This window comes from Streptomyces sp. NPDC048331, from assembly GCF_043201215.1.
In the GTDB taxonomy this organism is placed as follows: Bacteria; Actinomycetota; Actinomycetes; order Streptomycetales; family Streptomycetaceae; genus Streptomyces.
The window spans coordinates 33,702-57,671 of the sequence record NZ_JBICYT010000011.1 but is presented as its reverse complement, the minus strand read 5'-3'; the positions used below and the strand labels follow the sequence as shown (position 1 = coordinate 57,671).

The window sequence follows — 23,970 nt, the reverse complement described above, 5'->3', positions numbered from 1 at the left end:
GGGTTTCTTCCTCGTCTCTGCGGACTGCGTACTGCCTACCGGGGGCCGGTGCGGACTCTCACCCCACCCAACGGATCCTACGGCGCATGCATTCCCCGCTTGTCCCACCACGGCCCTGAACGCCTCGGCTACCGCGCGTAGGTGTTCGTCAGAAGGACCTTTCCGGGGCTGTCCGAACCGGTCTGCTCGCATGCCGTGTCGACGAGGTAGGCGTCCACGCGGGCGGAGTCGGCAGGGTGCGGCAGGACGAGGAGGTAGACGGGGGTGCCCTGGTAGCTGCCGCGTTCGGCGCCGAGCGGGGCGTCGGGCCGGCCGGTGGCCTGTTGGACGCAGGCCGGGACGGACGTCGCTCCCCGCTTGTCCCCCGGGGCGGGTGCGGTGTTCTCCAGCCCGAGGGTGTTGTTCTGCTCCTGGGGAACGTTCTTGGCGCCCGGGCCGCCCGCGATGAGCTGCCGGACGCTGTCCGGGAGTCCTTGAGCGGTGTACGTGTCCCCGCCCGAGGCAGCGGCGGACGGCCGCTCGGCGGAGTCGGACGCCTGGCCACTCGTGGCGGTTTCGTGGGTGGGCGGGCCCGAGAAGTCGCCGAACAGGAAGATGCCCAGGGCGCAGGCCGCGGCTCCGGCCAGCCCGGTGAGGACGGCGATCCGGCGACGCGCGCGCCGTCGCCCCGGTCCGGTTGGGCCGGTCGGGTGACCGGCGGGCGCTGTTCCACGTGAAACATCGCGGTCGGGTGTACGGGGACGGTCGGCCGGTACGTCGCGCACCCGCGGCCGGGTGGAATCGAGAAGGGCCTCCGCGGCGAGGGCCGCGTCGATGCGTCCGGCGATGTCGGAGGGCATCCGGGCCGGGCCCGGGAGGGTGCCGAGGAGGGAGCGGATCTCCTCCAAGGAAGCGAGGACATCGGCGCACAGGGCGCAGTCGTCGAGATGGCGCCGGATCTCGGCGGTACGGGACGGGGAGAGGAGACCTTCGGTCAGGTCGGAGATCTCCGAGACGTCCGGGTGCCGGATCGTGCCGGTCGTGCCGGACATGCCAGTGGGCGGGGTCATGATCGTCCACCTCCGCCCTTCACAGCGTCTGGGTCTGGATGCCTGGGTTCTGCCGCTGGTGGGACGGGCGGGCCCGGCGTCCGGTTCCTTCCCCGCTCGGTGGCGGTGTTATCCCCGGCATTCGTGCGCAGATGAGTGAGGAGTGGCACGAGTTTCGCCCGGCCGCGCGCGCACCGGCTCTTGACGGTGCCGGTGGGCACGTCGAGGAGCCGGGCGGCCTCGGCGACGGGGTATCCCTGCATGTCGACGAGGACCAGCGCGGCCCGCTGATCGGCCGGGAGGGTACTCAGAGCGGCCAGGAGCTGGCGATGGAGGTCCTGGCGTTCCGCCGGGGCCTCCGCGGACTCATGGGGCTCCAGAAGGCGCTCCAGGCGGTCCGTGTCCTCGATGGGCGAGGTCCGGCGGGAGGCGGCCTTGCGGGCCCGGTCCAGGCAGGCGTTGACGGTGATCCGGTGCAGCCAGGTGGTGACGGCGGAATCCCCGCGGAAAGTGTGGGCGGCCCGGTAGGCGGAGACCAGGGCGTCCTGTACGGCGTCCGCGGCTTCCTCCCGGTCCCCGAGGGTCCGCAGCGCCACGGCCCACAGCCGGTCGCGGTGACGCCGGACGAGCTCACCGAAGGCCTCGGGATCCCCGGCCACGTGCTGCGCCAGGAGCTCCTGGTCGCTGCGGCCTTCCGTGGTTCCTTCTCGCATCACACCCCTGCTTCCTCCCCGGACGGAGCCTAGGGGCGCCGGCCGGGCGCGTAAAGAATCACGCGGCCCGCCCGGCGAGCGGGCCGCGTGCGGCCGATGGGAGTGCGCTCAGGACGACGAGCCGAGCACCTTGATCTCGTTGATCCCGCCCCGGTAGCCGCCGCCGGAAGAGGGCAGCTCGGTGATGTGGATCAGCACGTAGCGGGCACGGATCGGGGTGTCGAGCGTGGTCTCGATCTTCTTGTCGGTGCGCTTCAGCTCGGTTATCCGCTGGGCGAAGCCGGAGACGGAGCCAGGGGCGGCGCTGTCTGCGGTGGCGGCGAGGATCTCGACCGTCTGTCCCGGCAGATACATGTCGATGTCGAGCCCGGACACGTACCGGACCTCGCCCAGGTCGACGATGATCCCGCTGCCGTCGTTCTCCGTCTCCAGACGGCCGAAGTTGGCGTAGTTGTAGTACTCGGGGGTGATCCAGGCGGATCCGGGGTCCCCGTCGATGGTCTTCGGAGCCAAGGCGGGCTTCACCGAGCCCCCGAGCACGGAGACGTCCCGGATCTTCAGTTCCTTGCCGGGTTCGGGCTGCTTCGGGTTGTCCTCGGTACCGGTCTGCGGGTTGTTGTTGGTGCCGCTGTTGCCCTGCTGGCCCCTGTGGTCCAGGAGCTTGTCGGCCAGCTGCCAGCTGCCCAGGCCGAGGGCGGCGATGAGCAGGGCGGCGACGCCCCACTTGAGCGCCCGGCCGGTACGGCTCTGCAGCGGGGGCGGCGGGGGTACGACGGGCCGGCTCTGCGCGGTGTTCACGCCGGGAGGCGTGGGACGGCCGTAGTTCCCCTGCTGGTAGGTGGTGTGCTGGTACTCCGGCGGCGCGGTGAAGGCGGGCTCCGGCGGCCGGATGCGGGGCATCGCGGCCACGGCCTTGGCCAGCTCGTCGGGGGTGGTGCAGGCGGGTTCCTGACGGGAGGCGGTGGCCCCGTCGTTGGCGAGTGCGCGCATGGCGAGTTCGCCCAGGCCCCGGTGCACACCGGCGCGTACCTGGTCGGGGGCGATCAGGCCGACGCCCTTGGGCAGGCCGGTGAGGCCGTACGCGTCGCTCTCGTACGGCCAGCGCTGGGTGAGGGCGGCGTACAGCAGGGCGCCGATGGCCTCGGTGTCGGCCCGCTGCGGAGTCTCGCTGGTGATGCCGCGCAGGGCGGCGTTCACGGCGAGGCCACGGATGCGGTACTGGCCGGTGGAGGTGCGCAGTATCGCGCTCGGCGTCAGCCGCAGATGGGCGAGACCTTCACGGTGTGCGGCGGCCATGGCCTGGGAGACCTGGCTGACGAGCTGGTAGGCCTCGTGGGCCTCCAGGGGGCCGAGGGCGAGGAGGGCGGTGAGTTCGGTGGCGTCGGGCAGCCACTCGTGGACGACGTAGACGAGGTCGTTCTCCTCCACGGCGTCCAGGACCTGGACGAACCGCGGGTCGCCGAGCAGGGCGGAGGACCGTGCGGCGGCCAGGACGGAGCGGGCGCGCGCGTGGTCGGCGGGCATCAGGTGCACACCCACGGCTCGGCGCAGTTTCTCGTCCATCGCGCGCCAACTGCTGAATCCGTCCACACGGGTGACGCACTCTTCCAGCCGATAGCGTCTGGCGAGCTTGTGTCCGCTGTGCAGTTCGGGTGCGGCCGCAGGGGCCGCGTTGGTGCGTTCGCCGTCCTTGTCGGGCATGGGTCCGTCCGCGGCTCGTCCGTTCTGGGTGTCCACCCCGTCGGACGTGGCCTGTGCCGCCTGAGCGGTCAGCGGCTCATTGCCGCTGTCGGCCACGTCGACGGCAGCCGTGCTACGTTCCGCCACCGTCGTTCCCGCCTCCCCATCCGTTGCGCGCTGTCGGCCAGTCTGCGAAGCCATGCCAATTGTGCCCACAGTCCGACGCTAAGCACGACACACGAAAGGGGGCGACGGTTGTGCGCATCAGCGCCCCAAACGTCCGCGGACCATTCCGACCATCGCGTTGAGCTCTTCGATCCGCATCCGCTTGGCGGCGATGAGGAACACCGCGGCCAGGGCGATCCCGCCGGCGACGAGGGACGCGGCGGAGCCGGTGACTCCGCTGCCCAGCCACTGGGTGACCCCGTAGGCGGCGGCGCCGGCCACGGCGGCGGCCGGGACGCAGGCACCGGTGAGACGGGCGTAGGTGCGCATCACGTGCGCCCCGTCGAGGTCGCCACCGAGCCGGGCACGCAGCCGGCGCCAGGCCACTCCGACGCCGACGGCGTAGCCGAGCCCGTAGGCGGCGGCCATGCCGACCACCGCCCACCGGGCGGGGAGCACGAAGAAGGAGAGCGTGGAGACCGCCGCGTTGACGGCGGCGACGATGCAGGTGTTGTAGAAGGGCGTGCGGGTGTCCTCGTAGGCGTAGAAGCCGCGCAGGACCACGTACTGGATCGAGTACGGGATCAGGCCGAGGCCGAACGCCATCAGGATGTAGCCGATGTTCTGGGCGCCCGAGCCCGAGCCGGCGTAGAGCAGGGTGGCCATCGGGACACCGAGGGCGAGGAACGCGAAGGCGCAGGGCACGATCGCGACGGCCGAGGTGCGCAGCCCGTACGAGATGTCGTCGCGGACCGCGGCGGCGTCGCCGTCGTGGGCGGAGCGGGAGATGCGGGGCAGGACGGCCGTCATGACGGAGACGGTGATGATGGCCTGCGGCATCTGCCACAGCAGCAGCGCGTAGTTGTAGGCGGTGATGCCGGTACCGGGGTGGCCCTGCTTCTCCGCCACGGAACCGGCCCAGGTGGCGAGCTGGGTGACGACCACGAGGCCGACCTGGTTGGCGAGGACGAAGAAGAACGTCCACTTGGCCAGGCCGGCGGCCTTGCCGAGGCCGTGGCCCCGCCAGTCGAAGCGCAGGCGCGGCTTGAAGCCCGCGTCGCGCAGGTACGGCAGCATCGCGAGGGCCTGGACGGTGAGGCCGAGCAGGGTGCCCAGGCCCAGCAGGCGCACCCCCTCGGGGGTGACGGTGGTGGCGTTGACGCCGGAGGTGGTGAAGCCGCCGAAGGCCCAGATGAAGGCGCCGAAGGTGGCGATGACCACGATGTTGTTGAGGACCGGGGTCCACATCATCGCGCCGAAGCGGCCGCGGGCGTTGAGGATCTGACCCAGGACCACGTGGATGCCCATGAAGAACATGGTGGGCAGGCAGTAGCGGGCGAAGGCGACCGCGACGTCCATCTGTTGCGGGTCGGAGGCGATCTTCGGCGACATCATCGTGATGAACACCGGTGCGGCCAGGACACAGATGGTGGTGATGCCCGCCAACAGCACCACGACGAGGGTGAGCAGCCGGTTGGCGTACGCCTGTCCGCCGTCGTCGTCGTTCTTCATGGCCCGGACGAGCTGCGGGATGAAGACGGCGTTCAGGGCGCCGCCGCCGACCAGCACGTAGATCATCGTGGGCAGGGTGTTGGCGATCTGGTACGTGTCGTTGAAGGTGCCGACACCGATGGCACCGGCGATGACCAGGGTCCGCAAGAAGCCGGTGATGCGGGACACGATGGTGCCCGCGGCCATCAGCGCGCTGGACTTCAGCAGGCCGGAGGCCCGTCCGGCGGGCTTGCTCGGCGCCGGTGCGGCGACGGGCGCCTCCTCGGCGGGGGTGCGGGGCGCCGCCTCCTGGTCCCGGTACAGGTGCGCGAAGGCGTCGGGTTCGAGCTGCTCTTCCGAGGCGTTGGTGACCAGGGAGTCCACGCCGACGAACTGGGTGGTCGTGGCGTGGTCGCCGTACGGCAGGTGGCGGGAGGGGCCGTCCGGCTCCGGCGGTGGGGTCTGGGCCCAGACGTGCGGGTCGGGAGAGTACGCGGGCGCGGTCGGCGCGGCGTAGAGCGGGCCGGGCTCCTGGTAGGTGCCGGGCGGCGGCGGCGGGTGCGAGGCCCGGTCGTAGAGCACCTCGGCGACGGGGTCCTGGGCCGACAGGTCCTGGGCCCGGTACGGGTCGTGGTCGTAGGCGTCCTGGACATACGGGTCACGCTCCGGCGCGGGCGCAGGCGCGGGAACCTGCCCGGGCACCGGGGTGCCCGGGGCAGTGCCCTGGGAGGGCGCAGGCCCACCAGTGCCCTGCGCGCGGTCACCGTCGTACGGCGCGTTCATCGAAACCCCACCTCATCGTCCCCAGGCCGACCGGCCACGGCGTCAATCAACGGTCCACTGTCTCACTCGTGCCGGACCCCTCGGTGCTTTGCGCTGCGGTGTCCGGGGACTCGTCACTCGGCTGCGTGCTCTCCTCGGCGGCCGCGCGTGCTGCGACGCGCTTGCGACTGGCGTACATCTTGATGCCTGCCAGGACCAGGAGGAGCACACCGCCGGCGATGACGAGCATCACGGTGGGCGTGATCTCGGTGGCCTCGACGGTGAACTTGCGTTCCTTGCCGTAGGGGACGCCGTCCTTGGTGAACAGCTGCGCCGTCACCTCGACGGGGCCGCTCGCCGTGGCGTTGGCGGTGAACTTGACCGTCTGGGTGTGGTCGCCCTGGACGGTGACCTGCTGCTCGGCCTCGCCCTTGTCGCCGAACATCAAGCGGGTCGGGTTGGCGGACTTCACACGCAGGACGAGGTCGTGGACGTCCTGGACCAGGCTGTTCTGGACGCTGACCGGGATGGTGGCGCTGTGTCCGGACAAGGTGGCGTCCGACTTCGGGATGACCTTGACCTTCTCGGTGAGACCGATCAGGTAGTTCTGCACCTCGTCCCGGTACAGGCGGGCCTCGTCGGGGCGGCCGCGCCAGGAGGTGGACATCTCCCGGTTGGTGGTGTTGCCGAAGGGGATCACCACGCGGTCGGGCGCGGCGAGGATCACCTTGAAGCGGTCGAGGGTGTTCTGCGTCGTGCGGATCTTCTCGAAGGCCGCCACCGGCATCTCCTGCTTGCGCAGGGCCTCGGGGTACTGACCGGCGCCCGGCACCTGGGTGGTGGCTCCGGGGTCGGGCTTGGCCGCGGCCGCGGCCTCGAGGTCCGTCGGCTGGGTCCAGCGGCCCGCCTGGAGGCCGCGTACGGCAGCGGCCATCGACTGGACCTGGCTGACGCTGGGCGTCCGCTGAGGGGCGACGACGAAGCTGCGCGGCTCGTCGGTGCCCTGCAGGTTCAGGGCGAGGCTGTGGGCGAGGAACCGCTGCACGGCGAGCGTGGAGGTCCCGGCGTTCAGCATGTCGCCCTCGAAGGCGGTGGACAGGTCGGCGTCGGCGACGACGGCAGTGGTGCCGGCGCCGATGGGGCGGGCGGCCGAGGGCGTGTAGCCGAGGGCTCCGCTCTCCACGAGGCTGTCACTACGGGTGAGGACGTTGTGCGCGCCGGCCGAGGTGGCGACGTTCACGATCGACGGATCGATGGCGCCGTCCACGGGCCAGGAGAAGTCGGTGGACGCGGGGACGTGCAGGACCGTCTCGACGGCCTGCTTCGCCTTGTCGGTGGCGGGGCGCAGCTGGCCCAGGGTGCCCGAGACGTCCTTGCCGTGGTGGGCCAAGGAGGCGAGGTCCGGGTCGGCGAACGGCAGGGCGACGACCTTCTTGCCCTGGACGGCCGCCTCCAAGGAGCTCAGCCACTGCTCGGCGACGGCCTTGCTCTTGCCCTGGACGGGCTTGCCGCCCGGGCTGCGGACCCGGTAGCCCTTGGTCATCGCGTCGACCGTGTAGAGCAGGTCGGGGTCGATGACCCAGGTGATCGGCAGGTCCTTGCCGAGGGTGACCATCTGCTCCAGGCGCCCGCCCGGCCTGAGCTCATCGGCGAGGGAGTCGTCGAGGAACACGGGGGTCTGGAGCTCGTCGGAGCCGGTCTCCGCCGTCACGCGGGTGCTGGAGATCAGCGGCCAGGCATAGGTGAGCTGGGAGCGCTTGGCGGCGGCCTCCGGCTGCCAGGGCAGGAAGGTCCGCTTGATGCCCATCACCTGCTCGGACGGGCGGCTGTCGGTCACCCCGGACAGGGAGACGCCGAGCTGGTAGACGCCGTCCTTGTCGAGCTCCAGCTTGTTCACCGGGATGGTCAGCGTGAATTCCTGGCTGACCTTCGACGGCAGGGAGTCGATCTTCACCGCGTAGGCCGGGTCGATCTCACCCGGGTCGGCGCCGGCCCGGAAGCCGGTGCGCTCCGCCGCTTCGTCGATGGACGAGCGGTCCGCGAGCGCGGGCCCGACCCGCAGACCGACGTGTGCGCCGGTGATCTTCTCAGGGCCGGTGTTGAGTACGGTGCCCTTGATGGTCAGGGTGTCGCCCTTGACCGGTGCCGTGGGGGCCATGGAGGTCAGCTGGACGTCCACGGACGCGGCCTGAGCGGCCTCGGCCCGGGGGGCGGGCGAGTAGATCAGGGCAGCCAGCACGGGCGTCCCGGCGAGCAGGACGATCGCCCGCCGCAGCCACCTACGCCGGGCAGGAGCGGGGGACGCCCCCTGGTTGTCTGCCGCCTCGGCCACGCGCTAGCCCGTCCCTCGAAGTGTCAGTGGTCGTCTTTTGTGCGTCCACGCATGGTAACGAGGCCCGCTGTGTGCGAGTGCCGCGCCTTGCTCCACATGATCGGCTCAGGGGCCCGGTGGTCGGGTACCGGGGTGGCCGCAAAACGGGGCGGCCCCTGGGGGGACGGGCACGTACCCTTTTCAGTTGTGCCGAACGCCAACGAAGACAACCCCAGTGCCCTGAGTCAGGTGCAGCGCCGCGCGGTCAGTGAACTGCTGCGGGTCGCTCCTGTCGCCGACGAGCTCGGCCGCCGTTTCCAGGAGGCGGGCTTCCGCCTCGCCCTGGTCGGTGGGTCCGTCCGCGACGCGCTGCTGGGGCGTCTCGGCAACGATCTCGACTTCACCACCGATGCCCGCCCCGAGGACGTTCTGAAGATCGTCCGGCCGTGGGCGGACTCGGTGTGGGACGTCGGTATCGCTTTCGGCACCGTCGGGGCGCAGAAGAGCGCCCGCTCCGGGGACGTCGTACGGAATTTCCAGATCGAGGTGACGACGTACCGGTCGGAGGCCTACGACCGTACGTCGCGCAAGCCCGAGGTCTCCTACGGCGACTCGATCGACGAGGACCTGGTCCGGCGTGACTTCACGGTCAACGCCATGGCCCTGGCTCTGCCCGAGCAGGAGTTCATCGACCCGCACGGCGGTCTGGAGGACCTGGCCGCCGGCGTGCTGCGCACTCCCGGAACCCCGGAGGAGTCCTTCTCCGACGACCCGCTGCGGATGCTGCGGGCGGCACGGTTCGCCGCGCAGCTGGACTTCGAGGTCGACCTCGAGGTCGTCGCGGCCATGAAGGCGATGTCCGAGCGGATCGAGATCGTTTCCGCGGAGCGGATCCAGGGCGAGCTGAACAAGCTGATCCTCTCCGCCCACCCGCGCAAGGGTCTGGGGCTGCTGGTGGACACCGGACTCGCCGACCGGGTGCTCCCCGAGCTGCCCGCGCTGCGGTTGGAGAGTGACGAGCACCACCGGCACAAGGACGTCTACGACCACTCGCTGATCGTGCTGGAGCAGGCGATCGCGCTGGAGGAGGACGGCCCGGACCTGGTCCTGCGGCTCGCGGCCCTGCTCCACGACATCGGCAAGCCCCGCACCCGCCGGTTCGAGAGCGACGGCCGGGTCTCCTTCCACCACCACGAGGTGGTGGGCGCGAAGATGACCAAGAAGCGGCTCACCGCTCTGAAGTACTCCAACGACATGATCAAGGACGTGTCCCGGCTCGTGGAGCTGCACCTGCGCTTCCACGGTTACGGCGACGGGGAGTGGACCGACTCCGCGGTGCGGCGCTACGTCCGCGATGCCGGGCCGCTGCTGGAACGTCTGCACAAGCTGACCCGGTCCGACTGCACCACGCGCAACAAGCGCAAGGCCAATGCCCTCTCCCGGACCTACGACGGGCTGGAGGAGCGCATCGCGCAGCTGCAGGAGCAGGAGGAGCTGGACGCGATTCGGCCCGATCTGGACGGCAACGAGATCATGCAGGTGCTCGACGTGGGCCCCGGTCCGGTGATCGGCAAGGCCTACGCCTTCCTGCTGGAGCTGCGGCTGGAGAACGGCCCGATGGGCCGTGACGCCGCTGTCGTCGCGCTGAAGGAGTGGTGGGCCGCGCAGGCCTGAGTCACGGATCACGGGGTCGATGTTTCACGTGAAACATCGACCCCGTGATCCGTCGGCGCTGATGTTTCACGTGAAACGTCGTTCGCCCCGGGCCAGCAGCACGGCGGTCGCGGCGTAGAGGACGGACACGATGAGGACCAGGGCCACGGACCGCCCGTCGGCGGGCAGCATCAGGGAGGCCACCGCCGCCGCGCCGACGAACGCGACGTTGAAGAGCACGTCGTAGACGGAGAAGACGCGGCCGCGGTAGTCGTCGTCCACCCGGGATTGCACTTCGGTATCGGTGGCGATCTTGGCGCCCTGGGTGGCGAGGCCGAGCACGAAGGCGGCGGCCAGCATCGGTTCCGGGGCGAAGAACAGCCCGAGGGCGGGCACCAGGACCGCGGCGCCCGCGGAGCAGGCGGTGATCCAGCCCAGCGGGCCCAACCGGCCCACCAGCCAAGGGGTCACCACGGCGGCGGCGAAGAAGCCGGCCCCGGAGGCGCCGACGGCGATGCCCAGCAGGGCCAGCCCGTCGGACTCGTTGTCCGACCAGGCGTAGCGGCAGAGCATCAGGAGCATGACGAACAGGGCCCCGTAGCAGAACCGCATCATGGTCATCGCGGCGAGCGCGCGGGCGGCCTCGCGCCGGGATGCGAGGTGGCGCAGGCCCTCGGCCATCCCCCGCACCGTGAGGGCCACGCCTTCGGCGACCGAGGGATGGGCCCGGCCGGCGGGGTGGTCCGGGCCGAGGAGGCCGATGGCCAGCTGTAGGGAGACCAGGGCGGCGGACAGGTAGAGCCCGGCACCCAGGAGCACCACGAGGGCGTTGGAGTCGGAGGCCAGCAGCCGAACGAGGAAGGCCAGCCCGCCCCCCGCCACCGCCGCGAGGGTTCCGGCGGTGGGGGAGAGAGCGTTCGCGGTGACCAGCTGATCGGGCCCGACGACATGGGGCAGCGAGGCGGCGAGCCCGGACAGCACGAAGCGGTTGACGGCGGTCACGGACAGGGCCGAGGCGTAGAAGAGCCAGTCGGGCACCTGCGCGACGATCAGCATCCCGGTGACGCAGGCGAGGAAGGCCCGCAGGAGATTGCCGTAGAGGAAGACCTGGCGGCGCCGCCAGCGGTCGAGCAGCACCCCGGCGAAGGGGCCGATCGCCGAATACGGCAGCAGCAGTACCGCCATGGCGGAGGCGATGGCCGCCGGGGAGGTCTGCTTCTCCGGGGAGAAGATGACGTAGGTGGCGAGTGCGACCTGGTAGACGCCGTCCGCGGCTTGGGAGAGCAGCCGTACGGCGAGCAGGTTGCGGAAATCTTTCAGGCGCAGGAGTACGCGCAGATCACGTACGACAGGCATGAGGGCAAGGGTCACATACGCGGAGGGTCCCCGGGCACATTGCCCGGGGACCCTCCGCGGAAGAACTGCCGAAGTCCAGGTGTCGTGTCGACCCTTGGGTTCGGTTAGCGCTCGACCTCGCCCTTGATGAACTTCTCGACGTTGGCCAGGGCCTCGTCGTCGAAGTACTGGACCGGCGGGGACTTCATGAAGTAGCTGGACGCCGACAGGATCGGGCCGCCGATACCGCGGTCCTTGGCGATCTTCGCGGCGCGCAGGGCGTCGATGATGACACCGGCCGAGTTCGGGGAGTCCCACACCTCGAGCTTGTACTCGAGGTTCAGCGGGACGTCGCCGAAGGCGCGGCCCTCGAGGCGGACGTAGGCCCACTTGCGGTCGTCGAGCCACGCGACATAGTCGGACGGGCCGATGTGGACGTTCTTCTCGCCGAGCTCACGGTCGGGGATCTGCGAGGTGACGGCCTGCGTCTTGGAGATCTTCTTCGACTCGAGGCGGTCGCGCTCGAGCATGTTCTTGAAGTCCATGTTGCCGCCGACGTTGAGCTGCATCGTGCGCTCGAGACGGACACCGCGGTCTTCGAACAGCTTCGCCATCACGCGGTGCGTGATGGTGGCGCCGACCTGGGACTTGATGTCGTCGCCGACGATCGGGACACCGGCCTCGGTGAACTTGTCGGCCCACTCCTTGGTGCCGGCGATGAAGACCGGGAGGGCGTTGACGAAGGCGACCTTGGCGTCGATGGCGCACTGGGCGTAGAACTTCGCCGCGTCCTCGGAACCGACGGGCAGGTAGCAGATCAGGACGTCGACCTCGCGGTCCTTGAGGACCTGGACCACGTCGACCGGAGCCTCGGCGGACTCCTCGATCGTCATGCGGTAGTACTTGCCCAGGCCGTCGTAGGTGTGGCCGCGCTGGACGGTCACACCGGCGTTCGGGACGTCACAGATCTTGATGGTGTTGTTCTCGCTGGCGCCGATGGCGTCCGAAAGGTCGAGGCCGACCTTCTTCGCGTCGACGTCGAACGCGGCGACGAACTCGATGTCACGCACGTGGTAGTCGCCGAACTGGACGTGCATCAGACCGGGGACCTTGGCCGCCGGGTCGGCGTCCTTGTAGTACTCGACGCCCTGCACCAGCGAGGCGGCGCAGTTGCCTACGCCGACGATGGCTACGCGAACCGAACCCATTCCGGTTGCTCCCTGTTTGTTCTCGGACGAGGTCTGCGAGATGCAGGCCTCATTTTTCAGTTTCGTCGGACGGGCCGGATCGTCTGCGATCCCGTCCCGCCCGCTCACTCTCGATGAGCTCGTTCAGCCAGCGCACTTCGCGCTCCACGGACTCCATGCCGTGCCGCTGCAGCTCGAGCGTGTAGTCGTCGAGGCGCTCCCGCGTCCGGGCGATCGAGGCGCGCATCTTCTCCAGCCGCTCCTCCAGCCGGCTGCGGCGGCCCTCCAGCACCCGCATGCGGACGTCTCGTTCGGTCTGGCCGAAGAAGGCGAACCGGGCGGCGAAGGACTCGTCCTCCCAGGTGTCCGGGCCCGTGTGGGAGAGCAACTCCTCGAAGTGCTCCTTACCCGCGGCCGTCAACCGGTAGACGATCTTGGCGCGGCGCCCTGCGAGTGAAGCGGCGAGCGCGTCCTCCGGGGCGTTGCCCGGTTCCTCGATCAACCAGCCGTTGGCGACCAGCGTCTTGAGGCAGGGGTAGAGCGTCCCGTAGCTGAAGGCTCTGAACACCCCCAGCGAGGTATTGAGCCGCTTGCGCAGCTCGTAGCCGTGCATGGGGGATTCGCGGAGCAGGCCGAGGACGGCGAACTCGAGGATGCCTGAGCGTCTGCTCATCCGCCTGCCTCTCCTCCGCCCCTGAGTCTTTATGCCGAGCTGATGTATCGGCTCGATACATCCAGACGATAGAACGGGGCGCTCTGATCGACAAGGGGAGACGTAGTGACCGGTGTCACATCACCAATTCGCACCAGGCAGGTTGCCTGATTTGGGGTGAACTTCGGCACTGGGCGCGTTTTGAGCGTGCGTAGTCTGTGCGCCAGGACACCGGGGGGGACCGGAACTGAATTTGCCGCTTCCAGGCCACTCGCCTGCCCGAGGAGTAGTCGTTCGATGAGCGAGCACCGTCGCAAACCGCCGCAGCCCGAGGGCGGTGGGCGCGCCTCAGCCCGCCGCGCCGCCCAGCCGCGCCCTGGAAGGGGCGCGGCCGGACGTGACGTCCCCACGGCGTCTCACAGCGGCCCGTACGCACCGCAGCCCGCCCAGGGCAGCCGTGCCGAGACCCGCCGTGCCGGCCAGAGAGGCAGCGGCCGCGGGAGAGGAACCGGCACCGCCACGCGCGGCACCGGGCGCCCGGACAAGCGGCTCATCAACTACCCGCGGTCCGACAAGGACGGCTGGAAGCGCTTCGTGCCGTCCTGGAAGTTCGTGGCCGGGACGGCCCTGGGCTTCTTCGCCGTCATCACGGCCGGTGCCGGCATCGGCATCGCCATGGTGAGCACGCCGGACCCGAACAAGGCGGCGCAGGCACAGAACAACGTCTTCTACTGGGCCGACGGCAGCCAGATGGTGGCGACGGGCGGTTCGATGAACCGGCAGATCGTGCCCATCTCCAGCATCCCCCGGTCGATGAGGGACGCCGTGATCTCGGCCGAGAACGAGTCCTTCGAGACGGACAAGGGCGTGGACCCGATGGGCGTCGCCCGCGCCGTGTACAACATGGCCACGGGCGGCTCCACCCAGGGCGGCTCGACCATCACCCAGCAGTACGTGAAGAACACCTACCTGGACTCCGACCAGACGCTCAAGCGGAAGGCCACCGAGCTCTTCATCGCGATAAGGCTGGGTGTCACCGAGGAGAAGGACAAGGTCCTCGCGGGCTACCTGAACACCGCCTACTACGGCCGTGACGCCTACGGGATCCAGGCCGCGGCCCGCGCCTACTTCGGCAAGGACAGCCAGAACCTGAACCCCTCCGAGTGCGCCTTCCTGGCCGCCGTGCTGAAGGGACCCAACCTCTACAACCCGGACGGTGGCATCGGCGCCGCCGCCACCCCCGCCCTCAACGAGAAGCGGGCCCGGGAGCGCTGGTCCTGGGTGCTGGACCGCGAGGTCGAGGTCGGCCGGATGGACAAGGCCGAGCGGGCCAAGTTCACGGACGCGGACTTCCCGCCGCGCGTGGAGTCGGAGCAGGCCCGCGGCATGACCGGCCAGATCGGCTACCTGGTCGACACGGCCAAGGCCTACGTGATGAAGACCAAGGGCATCACCCCCGACCAGATGGCCCTGGGCGGCTACCGGATCAAGACCACCTTCCAGAAGCCGAAGGTGGACGCCATGGTCAAGGCGGTCGAGGACACCCGCAACGGGTTCATCGACGAGAAGGGCCGCCCCGAGACGGACACCTTCGTACAGTTCGGCGCGGCCTCCGTGGACGTGAAGACCGGGGCCCTCGTCGCCCTGTACGGCGGCCCGGGCTGGGACCACAAGTACTTCAGCAACAACGCCAACACCAGCGGTGTCCCGGTCGGTTCGACCTGGAAGCCGTACGTGCTGGCGGCGGCCATGGAGTACGGCACCCAGAACTCCAAGGGCAAGGGCATCTCGGCCGACAGCAAGTACATGGCCAACGACCTCACAGTGATCAACAACCGTGAGGGCAAGCCCCTGCGCGACGCGTCCGGCCTGCCGTTCAAGCAGAAGAACGAGAGCCCCACCCCCTTCGGGTACGTGACCCTCAACGAGGCGATGGAGAAGTCCATCAACGTGCCGTTCGCCCAGCTCGTCTTCGACGTCGGCCACGACAAGGTCAGGTCCGTGGCCAAGTCCACGGGCATCCTGGAGGAGTCGATCAACCCGAACACCGACGCCTCCTTCGCCCTCGGTACCTCCACCCCGAGCGCCATCCGCATGGCCGACTCCTACGCGACCTTCGCCGCCTCCGGCACGCACCGCGAGCCGTTCTCCGTGACCGAGGTCGAGAAGAACGGCGAGAAGCTGCCCGGCTTCGAGGCCCCCAAGGACCAGCGGGCCATGGACAGCGCCGTCGCCGACAACATCACCAAGGTCCTGGAGAACGTCGTCGAGAACGGCACCGGCAAGAAGGTCCAGAAGCTGGGCCGACCCGCCGCGGGCAAGACCGGTACCACGGACGAGAACAAGTCGGCGTGGTTCGTCGGCTACACCCCGGAACTGTCGACCTCCGTGGTCCTCTTCCGTACCGACCCGAACTCGCCGGACAAGAAGCTGATCTCCATGAAGGGCGTGGGCAACATCCCCTCCCTCCACGGTGGTGACATCCCGGCCGAGATCTGGACCGAGTACATGGGCGCGGCGCTCAAGGGCACCCCGGTCAAGCAGTTCCCGGAGGCCGAGGACATCGGCGTGACCGCCGACTCCGCCGGCGCCCCCTCCCCCACGCCCTCGGCCGTCGTCCCGCCGTCCCCGTCCCCCTCGACGGAGCCGTCGAGCTCTCCGTCGCCGTCCCCGTCCCCGTCGAAGGGCGGCCGGCCCTCCTGCCCGCCGTGGAAGCTGTACTGCGACCCGGACACCACGCGCGGGACCACCAACGGAGGCGCGAACACCGGTACCACGACCGGCAACACCTCCGGTAACACGTCCGGCAACACCTCCGGGGTGATCGGCGGACCCAGCGGATCACCGTCCCCGACGCAGACCGGCAAACCGGGCCGCCCGGGCGGCATCACCGGCGGGTTCGACGACTCCGGCTCCGAGTGACCCGTAGCGCCGCTCCCTGAGCCCTTGAAGGCCGTCGCACCCACCGTGCGACGGCCTTCTCCCATGTCCGGTCCGGTACGGCAGGATGACCCCCATGACCAAGGTGCACGAGGACCGCCCCGTACTGCCCACACAGCAGGACGAGGTCGCCGCAGCCGGCAGTGAGCTCATCGGCGGCCCGCTCGGCCGCTACGCCCGGCTCGGCGGGCACTGGCTGGGGCCGGTCCGGATCGTGGCGCTCATCGCCATCGGCATGTTCGCGCTCGGCATGGTCCAGAAGCTGCCCTGCTACGACTGGGCGTGGTTCCGGGGGGCGGGCTCGCAGTACACCCACGCCTGCTACTCCGACATCCCGCACTTGTACGCGGTCCGCGGCTTCGCCGACAACCTGACGCCCTACTTCGACCGGCTCCCCGGCGACATGGAGTACCTGGAGTACCCGGTGCTCACCGGGCTCTTCATGGAGGTCGCCTCCTGGCTGACCCCCGGCAGCGGCTCCATGCAGCACCGCGAACAGATGTACTGGATGGTCAACGCGGGCATGCTGATGGCCTGCGCGGCCGTCATCGCCGTGTGCGTCGCCCGTACCCACCGCCGCCGCCCCTGGGACGCCCTGCTCTTCGCCCTGGCGCCCGCCTTCGCCCTGACGGCGACGATCAACTGGGACCTGCTGGCCATCGCACTGACCGCCGCCGGGATGCTCATGTGGTCCCGCGGCCGGACGGTCCTCTTCGGCGTCCTCATCGGCCTGGCCACCGCGGCCAAGCTCTACCCGGTCCTGCTGCTCGGCGCGCTGTTCGTACTCTGCTGGCGGGCCGGGAAGTGGCGCGCCTTCGGCGCCGCGGTACTCGGCGCGGCCGGGGCCTGGCTCGTGGTGAACCTGCCGGTCATGTTGTTCGCCTGGGACGGCTGGAAGAAGTTCTACACCTTCAGCCAGGAGAGGCCCATCGACTTCGGCTCGGTGTGGCTGCTGATCTCCCAGCGCTCGGGCAACTCGTTGGACGGCGCCAACACGTACGCGACCGGGCTGACGCTCCTGCTGTGCGGGGCCGTGGGACTGCTCACGCTGACCGCGCCCCGCCGGCCCCGCTTCGCCCAGCTGGCCTTCCTCGTCGTCGCCGCGTTCATCCTGTGCAACAAGGTCTACTCGCCGCAGTACGTGCTGTGGCTGATCCCGCTCGCCGCACTGGCCCGGCCGCGCTGGCGGGACTTCCTGATCTGGCAGGCCGGCGAGGTCGTCTACTTCCTCGGGATCTGGTTCTACCTCGCCTACACCGCCAGCGCCGACAAGCACCAGGGCCTGCCCGTGGAGGGCTACCAGCTGGCGATCACCGCGCACCTGCTGACGACCCTGTACCTGTGCGCGGTCATCGTCCGGGACATCCTGATGCCCGACCGGGACGTCGTACGGCGGGACGGCTCGGACGACCCCTCCGGTGGCGTCCTGGACGGCGCGGAGGACGTGTTCGTGGTGTCGGACGCGGCGAGGGCGCCGCGGTACGCGACGCCCTCGGAGGGACAGCGGGTCGACTGGGGCGCGAGCTCCCAGGACTGACCGGTCGGACTCAGGCGTCGAGCACCCGGTCGAACTGGGTGGTGGTGTGCCGCAGGTGCGCCACCAGCTCGTCGCCGACCTTCGGCTCGGTCGCGTCCGAGGGCACGAACAGGATCGACACCTGCATGTGCGGCGGCTCCGCGAACCAGCGCTGCTTGCCCGCCCACACGAAGGGCGAAAGGTTCCGGTTGACCGTGGCCAGACCCGCCCGGGCGACGCCCTTGGCGCGGGGCATCACACCGTGGAGCGCCTTGGGGGCCTCCAGGCCCACGCCGTGCGAGGTACCGCCGGCGACCACGACCAGCCAGCCGTCGGAGGCGGCCTTCTGCTGGCGGTAGCCGAACCGGTCGCCCTTGGCCACGCGCGTGACGTCGAGGACCGCGCCGCGGTACTCGGTGGCCTCGTGGTCGCCCAGCCACAGCCGGGTGCCGATGCGGGCCCGGAAGCGGGTCTGCGGGAACTGCTGCTGCAGCCGAGCGAGCTCGGCGGCCTTCAGGTGGCTGACGAACATGGTGTGCAGCGGCAGCCGGGCCGCGCGCAGCCGGTCCATCCAGCCGATGACCTCCTCGACGGCGTCCGAGCCGTCCGGGCGGTCCAGGGGCAGGTGCAGGGCGAAGCCCTCCAGCCGGACGTCCTCGATCGCGGCGTGCAGCTGGCCGAGGTCCTGCTCGGAGATGCCGTGCCGGCGCATCGAGCTCATGCACTCGATGACCACCCTGGCTCCCACCAGACCGCGCACCCCGTCCAGCGACGCGACCGAACGGATGACCCGGTCCGGGAGCGGCACCGGCTCCTCGCCCCGCCGGAACGGGGTCAGGACGAGCAGGTCTCCGCCGAACCAGTCCTTGATGCTGGAGGCCTCGTACGTCGTTCCCACGGCCAGGATGTCGGCGCCCATACGGGTCGCCTCCTCGCAGAGCCGTTCGTGACCGAAGCCGTATCCGTTGCCCTTGCAGACCGGGATCAGGCCGGGGAACTGGTCCTGGATCTGCTTCTGGTGCGCACGCCAGCGCGCGGTGTCGACGTAGAGCGTGAGCGCCATGCCCGTCCGGAACCTCTCCTGAGAAGCTGCGTGGTGCAGCGATGCAGCGGTGGTGTGTGTGCGTGTGCGGGATGGGGCCGGGTCAGCGGCGCGACATGTAGATGTCGAGGGCCTTGTGCAGCACCTTGTTGAGCGGGAAGTCCCACTCGCCGACGTACTCCACGGCCTCGCCGCCCGTACCGACCTTGAACTGGATCAGACCGAACAAGTGGTCGTTCTCGTCCAGCGTGTCAGAGATGCCGCGCAGGTCGTAGACGCTTGCGCCGAGCGCGTACGAGTCGCGCAGCATCCGCCACTGCATGGCGTTCGAGGGGCGGACCTCGCGCTTGTGGTTGGCGGACGCGCCGTACGAGTACCAGACGTGCTGGCCGACGGTGAGCATCGTGGCGGCGGCCAGCGGCTCTCCCTCGTGCGTGGCGATGTAGAGCCGCATCCGGTTGGGGTCCTCGGAGTTGAGGGCCGTCCACTGGCGCTGGAAGTAGCTGAGCGGACGCGGGCGGAACTTGTCGCGCTCGGCCGTGATCTCGTACAGGTGCTGCCAGGTCGGCAGGTCTTCGTAGCCGCCCTGGACGACCTCGACACCGGCCTTCTCGGCCTTCTTGATGTTGCGGCGCCACAGCTGGTTGAAGCCCTTGAGGACGTCGTCCAGCGAGCGGTTGGCCAGCGGTACCTGGAAGACGTAGCGCGGCTGGACGTCACCGAAGCCGGCGCCGCCGTCCTCGGCCTGCTGCCAGCCCATGCGGCGCAGTTTGTCCGAGACCTCGAAGGCGCGGGGCTCGATGACCGAGGCCTCCACGTCGCGCAGGCGCTTCACGTTCGGGTCCTGGATACCGGCCTTGATGGCGGTCGAGTTCCAGCGGCGGATGACGACGGGCGGGCCCATCTTCACGGTGAAGGCGCCCTGGTGCTTGAGGTGGGCCAGCATCGGCTGGAGCCATTCCTCCAGGTTCGGGGCGTACCAGTTGATGACGGGGCCCTCGGGCAGGTACGCGAGGTACCGCTTCACCTTGGGCAGCTGCCGGTACAACACGAGGGCTGCGCCGACCAGTTCTCCGGACTCGTCGAACCAGCCGAGATTCTCGGAACGCCACTCGTTCTTCACGTCGGCCCACGCCGGGACCTGGCAGTGGCTCGCCGAGGGCAGGCTCTGGAGGTAACCCAGATGCTGCTCTCGGCTGATGGTCCTCAGGGACAGGCTCATGCGGGGCGTCTCCTCGGCGGCTTCGCTGGCTATGGCGCGAAGCCTACTGCGACAAGGGCGCCACCCTTCTGGGGGACGGGCCGTGGGCCCGGGCCGGTGCGTGGCCGGCGCCCTGCCGCGGAGGTGTCCCGGTCTGTGCCGGCGGGCCCGCTCAGCCCCCGAAGAGGCCACCGTGGAACATGCCGAGGTAGAAGCCGATGGCAGACGCGCCAAGGCCGATGATCAGCGCGAAGCGCTCGCGTGTCGTGACGGAGACGAACTGTCCGTACGCGCCGGTCAGGATTCCGATCAGCCCGGCCCACGAGCTGATCAGGTGCAGGTTGTGGAAGAAGGCCGTGACGAACGCCACGGCGCCGAGGGTCAGAGTGACCGCCATCAGGGTGTCCTGCAGCGGGTGGGGCTTGCCGTCGGTGGAGAGGAGCGAGATCTGAGGGGGCCGCATTGCCTGTGCCATCGGAAGGGCACCTCCTGGCTGAAGCTGGCGGTGCTGCGGGCTTCCTCCGGCAAGGGGCCGAGGGCATAGCACCGAGCACACCCGATGCATACAGATTGTGGCCCTCTCCCGGCGGATTTCAACCGGAAGGACGCGAGCAGGTAGTCTGTACAGCTGCGCGGTGTCTGCTCTACGGACACCGTGCTCACGCATCACGACCCTCCTGCCACGGAACGACCGTGGCCGCTGAGTCCAAAGGAGGTGGGTTCCACATGCGTCACTACGAAGTGATGGTCATCCTCGACCCCGATCTCGAGGAGCGCGCTGTCTCCCCGCTGATCGAGAACTTCCTCTCCGTCGTCCGTGAGGGCAACGGAAAGGTCGAGAAGGTCGACACCTGGGGCCGTCGTCGTCTCGCTTACGAGATCAAGAAGAAGCCCGAGGGCATCTACTCGGTCATCGACCTTCAGGCCGAGCCTGCGGTCGTCAAGGAGCTTGACCGACAGATGAACCTGAACGAGTCGGTTCTCCGGACCAAGGTCCTTCGCCCCGAGACCCACTGAACTTCGGTTCAGCGGTAATCGGGATCGAGTAGCACAGCAGCCCAGCAGCAATCCCCGCCGAGAGGTTCATCCATGGCAGGCGAGACCGTCATCACGGTCGTCGGCAATCTCGTCGACGACCCCGAGCTGCGCTTCACCCCCTCGGGTGCGGCGGTCGCGAAGTTCCGTGTCGCGTCCACCCCCCGCACCTTCGACCGTCAGACCAATGAGTGGAAGGACGGCGAGAGCCTGTTCCTGACCTGCTCGGTGTGGCGGCAGGCGGCGGAGAACGTCGCCGAGTCCCTCCAGCGGGGCATGCGCGTCATCGTGCAGGGCCGGCTGAGGCAGCGGTCGTACGAGGACCGTGAGGGTGTCAAGCGCACGGTCTACGAGCTGGACGTCGAGGAAGTCGGCCCCAGCCTGAAGAACGCCACGGCCAAGGTCGCCAAGACCACCGGTCGCGGTGGCCAGGGTGGATACGGCGGCGGCGGTCAGCAGCAGGGCGGCGGCGGTGGCAACTGGGGCGGAGCCCCCGGTGGCCAGCCGCAGCAGGGCGGCGGAGCTCCCTCCGACGACCCGTGGGCGTCCAGCGCGCCGGCCGGTGGCCAGCAGCAGGGCGGCGGCGGGGGCGGTTGGGGCGGAAGCTCCGGCGGCTCCGGCGGTGGCTACTCGGACGAGCCGCCCTTCTAGGGCAGCTCGCATCCCCACTTCTTGATCACACAGGAGAGACACAATGGCGAAGCCGCCTGTGCGCAAGCCTAAGAAGAAGGTCTGCGCGTTCTGCAAGGACAAGACCGCGTACGTGGACTACAAGGACACGAACATGCTGCGGAAGTTCATTTCCGACCGCGGCAAGATCCGTGCCCGCCGCGTTACCGGCAACTGCACGCAGCACCAGCGTGACGTCGCCACGGCCGTCAAGAACAGCCGTGAGATGGCGCTGCTGCCCTACACGTCCACCGCACGATAAGGAAAGGGTGACCGACTAATGAAGATCATCCTGACCCACGAGGTTTCTGGCCTCGGTGCCGCCGGCGATGTCGTCGACGTCAAGGACGGTTACGCTCGCAACTACCTGGTCCCGCGTGGTTTCGCGATCCGCTGGACCAAGGGTGGCGAGAAGGACGTGGCGCAGATCCGCCGCGCCCGCAAGATCCACGAGATCGCGACCATCGAGCAGGCCAACGAGGTCAAGGCCAAGCTCGAGGGTGTGAAGGTCCGTCTGGCCACCCGCGCGGGTGACGCCGGTCGTCTCTTCGGTTCCGTGACCCCGGCCGACATCGCCACGGCGATCGAGTCCTCGGGTGGCCCGAAGGTCGACAAGCGCCGCGTCGAGCTCGGCTCCCCGATCAAGACCCTCGGTTCGTACCAGGTCTCCGTGCGTCTGCACGCCGACGTGGCCGCGAACGTGGGCATCGAGGTCGTCGCCGCCTAAGGGCTGCGCACGAAGGGCCGCACCCCTCAGGGGTGCGGCCCTTCGTCGTTGTCGGGCGTTGTTTCACGTGAAACAGCGCCCGTTCACGTGAAACACCACCGGCCCGCCCTGGATGTTTCACGTGAAACACGACCGGGGCCGGACGGGACACCCCTCAGCGGGTGGCCCCCGCGATCAGCCATCGGCCCGAGCCGGCGCGCAGCCGGAGGGTGATCATCCGAACCACCATCATCAGCGTCATGGCCCACCAGAGCGCCGTCAGGCCGCCCCCGAGGAGTGGCACGAGCAGCGCGGCCGGGGCGAAGGCAGCGAGGGTCAGGAGCATCGCACGGGCCAGGTAGCGGCCGTCCCCGGCCCCCATCAGGACCCCGTCGAGCACGAAGACGATGCCGGAGACGGGCTGGGAGAGGGCCACGACCAGCAGGGCCGGCAGCAGGGCCGCCTCGACGGCCGGATCGCTGGTGAACAGCGGGATGAAGATCGGGCGGGCCAGCGCGACCAGCAGCCCGAGTACGACGCCCGAGACGATCCCCCACCGCACCATGCGACGGCAGACGGCTCGGGCGCCGTCGGTGTCGCCCGCGCCCAGGTAGCGGCCGATGATCGCCTGCCCGGCGATCGCTATGGCGTCCAGGGCGAAGGCGAGCAGGCTCCACAAGGAGAGCAGGATCTGGTGCGCGGCGATGTCGGCGTCGCCGAGCCGGGCGGCCACGGCGGTGGCGATCATCAGGATCGCGCGCAGCGAGAGAGTGCGGACCAGCAGCGGAGCGCCCGCCTGTGCGCAGGCCCGGATGCCCGCGCGGTCGGGGCGCAGCGAGGCACCGTGGCGCCGGGCGCCGCGGACGACCACGACGAGGTAGGCGGCGGCCATGGCGCACTGGGCGATGACCGTGCCCCAGGCGGAGCCGGCGATGCCGAGGCCCGCACCGTAGACCAGGGCGACGTTCAGGCCCGCGTTGAGGGCGAAGCCGCCGATGGCGACGTAGAGCGGCGTACGGGTGTCCTGGAGGCCGCGGATGACCCCCGTGGCGGCCAGGACCATGAGCATGGCCGGGATGCCGAGGGCGGAGATCCGGAGATAGGTGATCGCGTACGGGGCCACGGTGTCGGAGGCGCCGAAGAGCGAGACCAGTGCGGGGGTCGCGGGCAGTACCACGGCGACGACGGCCGCGCCCAGCAGGAGGGCGAGCCAGATGCCGTCGATCCCTTGCCGGATGGCCGCCCGGAGGTCACCCGCGCCGACGCGGCGGGAGACTGCCGCGGTGGTGGCGTAGGCGAGGAAGACGAAGACGCTCACCGCGGTGGTGAGTACCGCGGCGGCGATGCCGAGGCCGGCCAACTGGGGGGTGCCGAGGTGTCCCACGATGGCGCTGTCGGCCATCACGAAGAGGGGCTCGGCGACGAGCGCGCCGAAGGCAGGGAGAGCGAGTGCGAAGATCTCTCGGTCATGGCGACCCGGGCCTGCCTTGGGTGCTGCGAGAGCCTGTGTCATGCGCTCAATCTAATCTTCCACAGGTAATAGATGCAACCACCTTAGGATCCTTACTGACGCGTTGACTTGCGCGTTCCTCACACCTCGTTGGAGGCGATCTTGAGACCGGGGCGAAGAATTTTCTCCACCGTTGTCTCTGGAGGAGGAAAGTGCAGGTCAGCATGGGTAACGGGGCGCCCCGGGTGATTTTGTCCACAGCGTCGTCCCCCGGTCCGTACACAGCTTCCGGCGAGTTACCCACAGCATTGGCGCGGTCATCCACATGTCATCCACACACCCTGTGGATAACAAGATTGGCTGACGCCGCTCTCGGGCCTACCGTGGTTCGTTGCCCGACTCGCCGACAGCGGATTCGGGTGCCCCAAATGTCA

General features: G+C 69.6%; 19 protein-coding genes. 7 read left to right on the top strand and 12 right to left on the bottom strand.

The window, feature by feature from the left end:
* Positions 1-128: 128 nt before the first annotated feature.
* The 5 genes from ACGFYY_RS17865 to ACGFYY_RS17845 form a co-directional block, all read right to left on the bottom strand.
* Positions 129-1,049, bottom strand: a complete 921-nt coding sequence (locus tag ACGFYY_RS17865; RefSeq protein ID WP_393710389.1) for an anti-sigma factor family protein — start codon at positions 1,047-1,049, stop codon at positions 129-131.
* Positions 1,046-1,741, bottom strand: coding sequence for an RNA polymerase sigma factor SigM (sigM, locus tag ACGFYY_RS17860; RefSeq protein WP_365273975.1), 696 nt, complete (start codon positions 1,739-1,741; stop codon positions 1,046-1,048). Before sigM ends, ACGFYY_RS17865 begins: the two co-directional genes overlap by 4 nt.
* 108 nt (positions 1,742-1,849) lie before the next feature.
* A complete protein-coding gene (locus ACGFYY_RS17855) occupies positions 1,850-3,568 on the bottom strand; it encodes a protein kinase family protein (protein WP_393710386.1) in 1,719 nt (572 codons plus the stop codon).
* A 117-nt stretch (positions 3,569-3,685) separates the two neighbouring features.
* Positions 3,686-5,860 carry a murein biosynthesis integral membrane protein MurJ gene (murJ, locus tag ACGFYY_RS17850; protein WP_365273969.1) on the bottom strand — a complete coding sequence of 725 codons (2,175 nt, stop codon included), beginning with the start codon at positions 5,858-5,860 and terminating at the stop codon, positions 3,686-3,688.
* Positions 5,861-5,906: 46 nt separating this feature from the next.
* On the bottom strand, positions 5,907-8,171 hold the full coding sequence (locus ACGFYY_RS17845) for a DUF6049 family protein (RefSeq protein WP_393710383.1): 2,265 nt from the start codon (positions 8,169-8,171) through the stop codon (positions 5,907-5,909).
* A 186-nt stretch (positions 8,172-8,357) separates the two neighbouring features.
* Here ACGFYY_RS17845 and ACGFYY_RS17840 point away from each other — a divergent pair, with 186 nt between their 5' ends.
* A complete protein-coding gene (locus tag ACGFYY_RS17840; protein ID WP_393710381.1) occupies positions 8,358-9,824 on the top strand; it encodes a CCA tRNA nucleotidyltransferase in 1,467 nt (488 codons plus the stop codon).
* 66 nt (positions 9,825-9,890) lie between these two features.
* Here ACGFYY_RS17840 and ACGFYY_RS17835 read toward each other — a convergent pair whose 3' ends face one another.
* The 3 genes from ACGFYY_RS17835 to ACGFYY_RS17825 all read right to left on the bottom strand — a co-directional run bounded on the left by ACGFYY_RS17835 (position 9,891) and on the right by ACGFYY_RS17825 (position 12,998).
* The gene (locus ACGFYY_RS17835; RefSeq protein WP_393710379.1) at positions 9,891-11,159 is read right to left on the bottom strand and encodes an MFS transporter; all 1,269 of its coding nucleotides are present in this window, start codon (positions 11,157-11,159) and stop codon (positions 9,891-9,893) included.
* A 104-nt stretch (positions 11,160-11,263) separates the two neighbouring features.
* Positions 11,264-12,346 carry an inositol-3-phosphate synthase gene (locus ACGFYY_RS17830; protein WP_189737960.1) on the bottom strand — a complete coding sequence of 361 codons (1,083 nt, stop codon included), beginning with the start codon at positions 12,344-12,346 and terminating at the stop codon, positions 11,264-11,266.
* A 49-nt stretch (positions 12,347-12,395) separates the two neighbouring features.
* Positions 12,396-12,998 (bottom strand): PadR family transcriptional regulator, encoded by a 603-nt coding sequence (locus tag ACGFYY_RS17825; protein WP_030008393.1) that lies wholly within the window; start codon positions 12,996-12,998, stop codon positions 12,396-12,398.
* 276 nt (positions 12,999-13,274) lie between these two features.
* On the opposite strand from ACGFYY_RS17825, the gene ACGFYY_RS17820 reads away from it, so the two are divergent.
* Together ACGFYY_RS17820 and ACGFYY_RS17815 are read left to right on the top strand one after the other, a co-directional pair.
* Positions 13,275-15,899 (top strand): transglycosylase domain-containing protein, encoded by a 2,625-nt coding sequence (locus ACGFYY_RS17820; protein WP_393710376.1) that lies wholly within the window; start codon positions 13,275-13,277, stop codon positions 15,897-15,899.
* Between the two features lie 94 nt (positions 15,900-15,993).
* On the top strand, positions 15,994-17,454 hold the full coding sequence (locus ACGFYY_RS17815) for a glycosyltransferase family 87 protein (RefSeq protein WP_393710374.1): 1,461 nt from the start codon (positions 15,994-15,996) through the stop codon (positions 17,452-17,454).
* 10 nt (positions 17,455-17,464) lie between these two features.
* Here ACGFYY_RS17815 and ACGFYY_RS17810 read toward each other — a convergent pair whose 3' ends face one another.
* The 3 genes from ACGFYY_RS17810 to ACGFYY_RS17800 all read right to left on the bottom strand — a co-directional run bounded on the left by ACGFYY_RS17810 (position 17,465) and on the right by ACGFYY_RS17800 (position 20,151).
* Positions 17,465-18,496 carry an alanine racemase gene (locus ACGFYY_RS17810; RefSeq protein WP_365264793.1) on the bottom strand — a complete coding sequence of 344 codons (1,032 nt, stop codon included), beginning with the start codon at positions 18,494-18,496 and terminating at the stop codon, positions 17,465-17,467.
* An 82-nt stretch (positions 18,497-18,578) separates the two neighbouring features.
* On the bottom strand, positions 18,579-19,697 hold the full coding sequence (locus ACGFYY_RS17805) for a lipid II:glycine glycyltransferase FemX (RefSeq protein ID WP_393710371.1): 1,119 nt from the start codon (positions 19,695-19,697) through the stop codon (positions 18,579-18,581).
* Between the two features lie 151 nt (positions 19,698-19,848).
* Positions 19,849-20,151 (bottom strand): hypothetical protein, encoded by a 303-nt coding sequence (locus tag ACGFYY_RS17800; RefSeq protein ID WP_030008388.1) that lies wholly within the window; start codon positions 20,149-20,151, stop codon positions 19,849-19,851.
* Between the two features lie 251 nt (positions 20,152-20,402).
* Between ACGFYY_RS17800 and rpsF the strand changes: the two genes are divergently transcribed.
* The 4 genes from rpsF to rplI all read left to right on the top strand — a co-directional run bounded on the left by rpsF (position 20,403) and on the right by rplI (position 22,107).
* Positions 20,403-20,693, top strand: a complete 291-nt coding sequence (rpsF, locus tag ACGFYY_RS17795) for a 30S ribosomal protein S6 (protein WP_004950685.1) — start codon at positions 20,403-20,405, stop codon at positions 20,691-20,693.
* Positions 20,694-20,765: 72 nt separating this feature from the next.
* A complete protein-coding gene (locus ACGFYY_RS17790; protein WP_052870565.1) occupies positions 20,766-21,362 on the top strand; it encodes a single-stranded DNA-binding protein in 597 nt (198 codons plus the stop codon).
* A 43-nt stretch (positions 21,363-21,405) separates the two neighbouring features.
* Positions 21,406-21,642, top strand: a complete 237-nt coding sequence (rpsR, locus tag ACGFYY_RS17785; RefSeq protein ID WP_005315025.1) for a 30S ribosomal protein S18 — start codon at positions 21,406-21,408, stop codon at positions 21,640-21,642.
* Positions 21,643-21,660: 18 nt separating this feature from the next.
* A complete protein-coding gene (rplI, locus tag ACGFYY_RS17780) occupies positions 21,661-22,107 on the top strand; it encodes a 50S ribosomal protein L9 (RefSeq protein WP_030008386.1) in 447 nt (148 codons plus the stop codon).
* A gap of 154 nt (positions 22,108-22,261) precedes the next feature.
* Here the strand turns inward: rplI and ACGFYY_RS17775 are convergent, their stop codons facing one another.
* Complete coding sequence (locus tag ACGFYY_RS17775) at positions 22,262-23,599, bottom strand: MATE family efflux transporter (protein WP_393710365.1); 1,338 nt, start codon at positions 23,597-23,599, stop codon at positions 22,262-22,264.
* Positions 23,600-23,970: the final 371 nt, after the last annotated feature.

Bases quoted from the DNA above. Each gene is read 5' to 3' on its own strand.
- ACGFYY_RS17820 (WP_393710376.1), top strand. From the start codon at position 13,275: ATGAGCGAGCACCGTCGCAAACCGCCGCAGCCCGAGGGCGGTGGGCGC.
- ACGFYY_RS17775 (WP_393710365.1), bottom strand. From the start codon at position 23,599: ATGACACAGGCTCTCGCAGCACCCAAGGCAGGCCCGGGTCGCCATGAC.
- ACGFYY_RS17835 (WP_393710379.1), bottom strand. From the start codon at position 11,159: ATGCCTGTCGTACGTGATCTGCGCGTACTCCTGCGCCTGAAAGATTTC.
- ACGFYY_RS17830 (WP_189737960.1), bottom strand. From the start codon at position 12,346: ATGGGTTCGGTTCGCGTAGCCATCGTCGGCGTAGGCAACTGCGCCGCC.
- ACGFYY_RS17865 (WP_393710389.1), bottom strand. From the start codon at position 1,049: ATGACCCCGCCCACTGGCATGTCCGGCACGACCGGCACGATCCGGCAC.
- ACGFYY_RS17800 (WP_030008388.1), bottom strand. From the start codon at position 20,151: ATGGCACAGGCAATGCGGCCCCCTCAGATCTCGCTCCTCTCCACCGAC.
- ACGFYY_RS17825 (WP_030008393.1), bottom strand. From the start codon at position 12,998: ATGAGCAGACGCTCAGGCATCCTCGAGTTCGCCGTCCTCGGCCTGCTC.
- ACGFYY_RS17815 (WP_393710374.1), top strand. From the start codon at position 15,994: ATGACCAAGGTGCACGAGGACCGCCCCGTACTGCCCACACAGCAGGAC.
- ACGFYY_RS17805 (WP_393710371.1), bottom strand. From the start codon at position 19,697: ATGAGCCTGTCCCTGAGGACCATCAGCCGAGAGCAGCATCTGGGTTAC.
- sigM (WP_365273975.1), bottom strand. From the start codon at position 1,741: ATGCGAGAAGGAACCACGGAAGGCCGCAGCGACCAGGAGCTCCTGGCG.
- ACGFYY_RS17790 (WP_052870565.1), top strand. From the start codon at position 20,766: ATGGCAGGCGAGACCGTCATCACGGTCGTCGGCAATCTCGTCGACGAC.
- rpsR (WP_005315025.1), top strand. From the start codon at position 21,406: ATGGCGAAGCCGCCTGTGCGCAAGCCTAAGAAGAAGGTCTGCGCGTTC.
- murJ (WP_365273969.1), bottom strand. From the start codon at position 5,860: ATGAACGCGCCGTACGACGGTGACCGCGCGCAGGGCACTGGTGGGCCT.
- ACGFYY_RS17810 (WP_365264793.1), bottom strand. From the start codon at position 18,496: ATGGCGCTCACGCTCTACGTCGACACCGCGCGCTGGCGTGCGCACCAG.
- rpsF (WP_004950685.1), top strand. From the start codon at position 20,403: ATGCGTCACTACGAAGTGATGGTCATCCTCGACCCCGATCTCGAGGAG.
- rplI (WP_030008386.1), top strand. From the start codon at position 21,661: ATGAAGATCATCCTGACCCACGAGGTTTCTGGCCTCGGTGCCGCCGGC.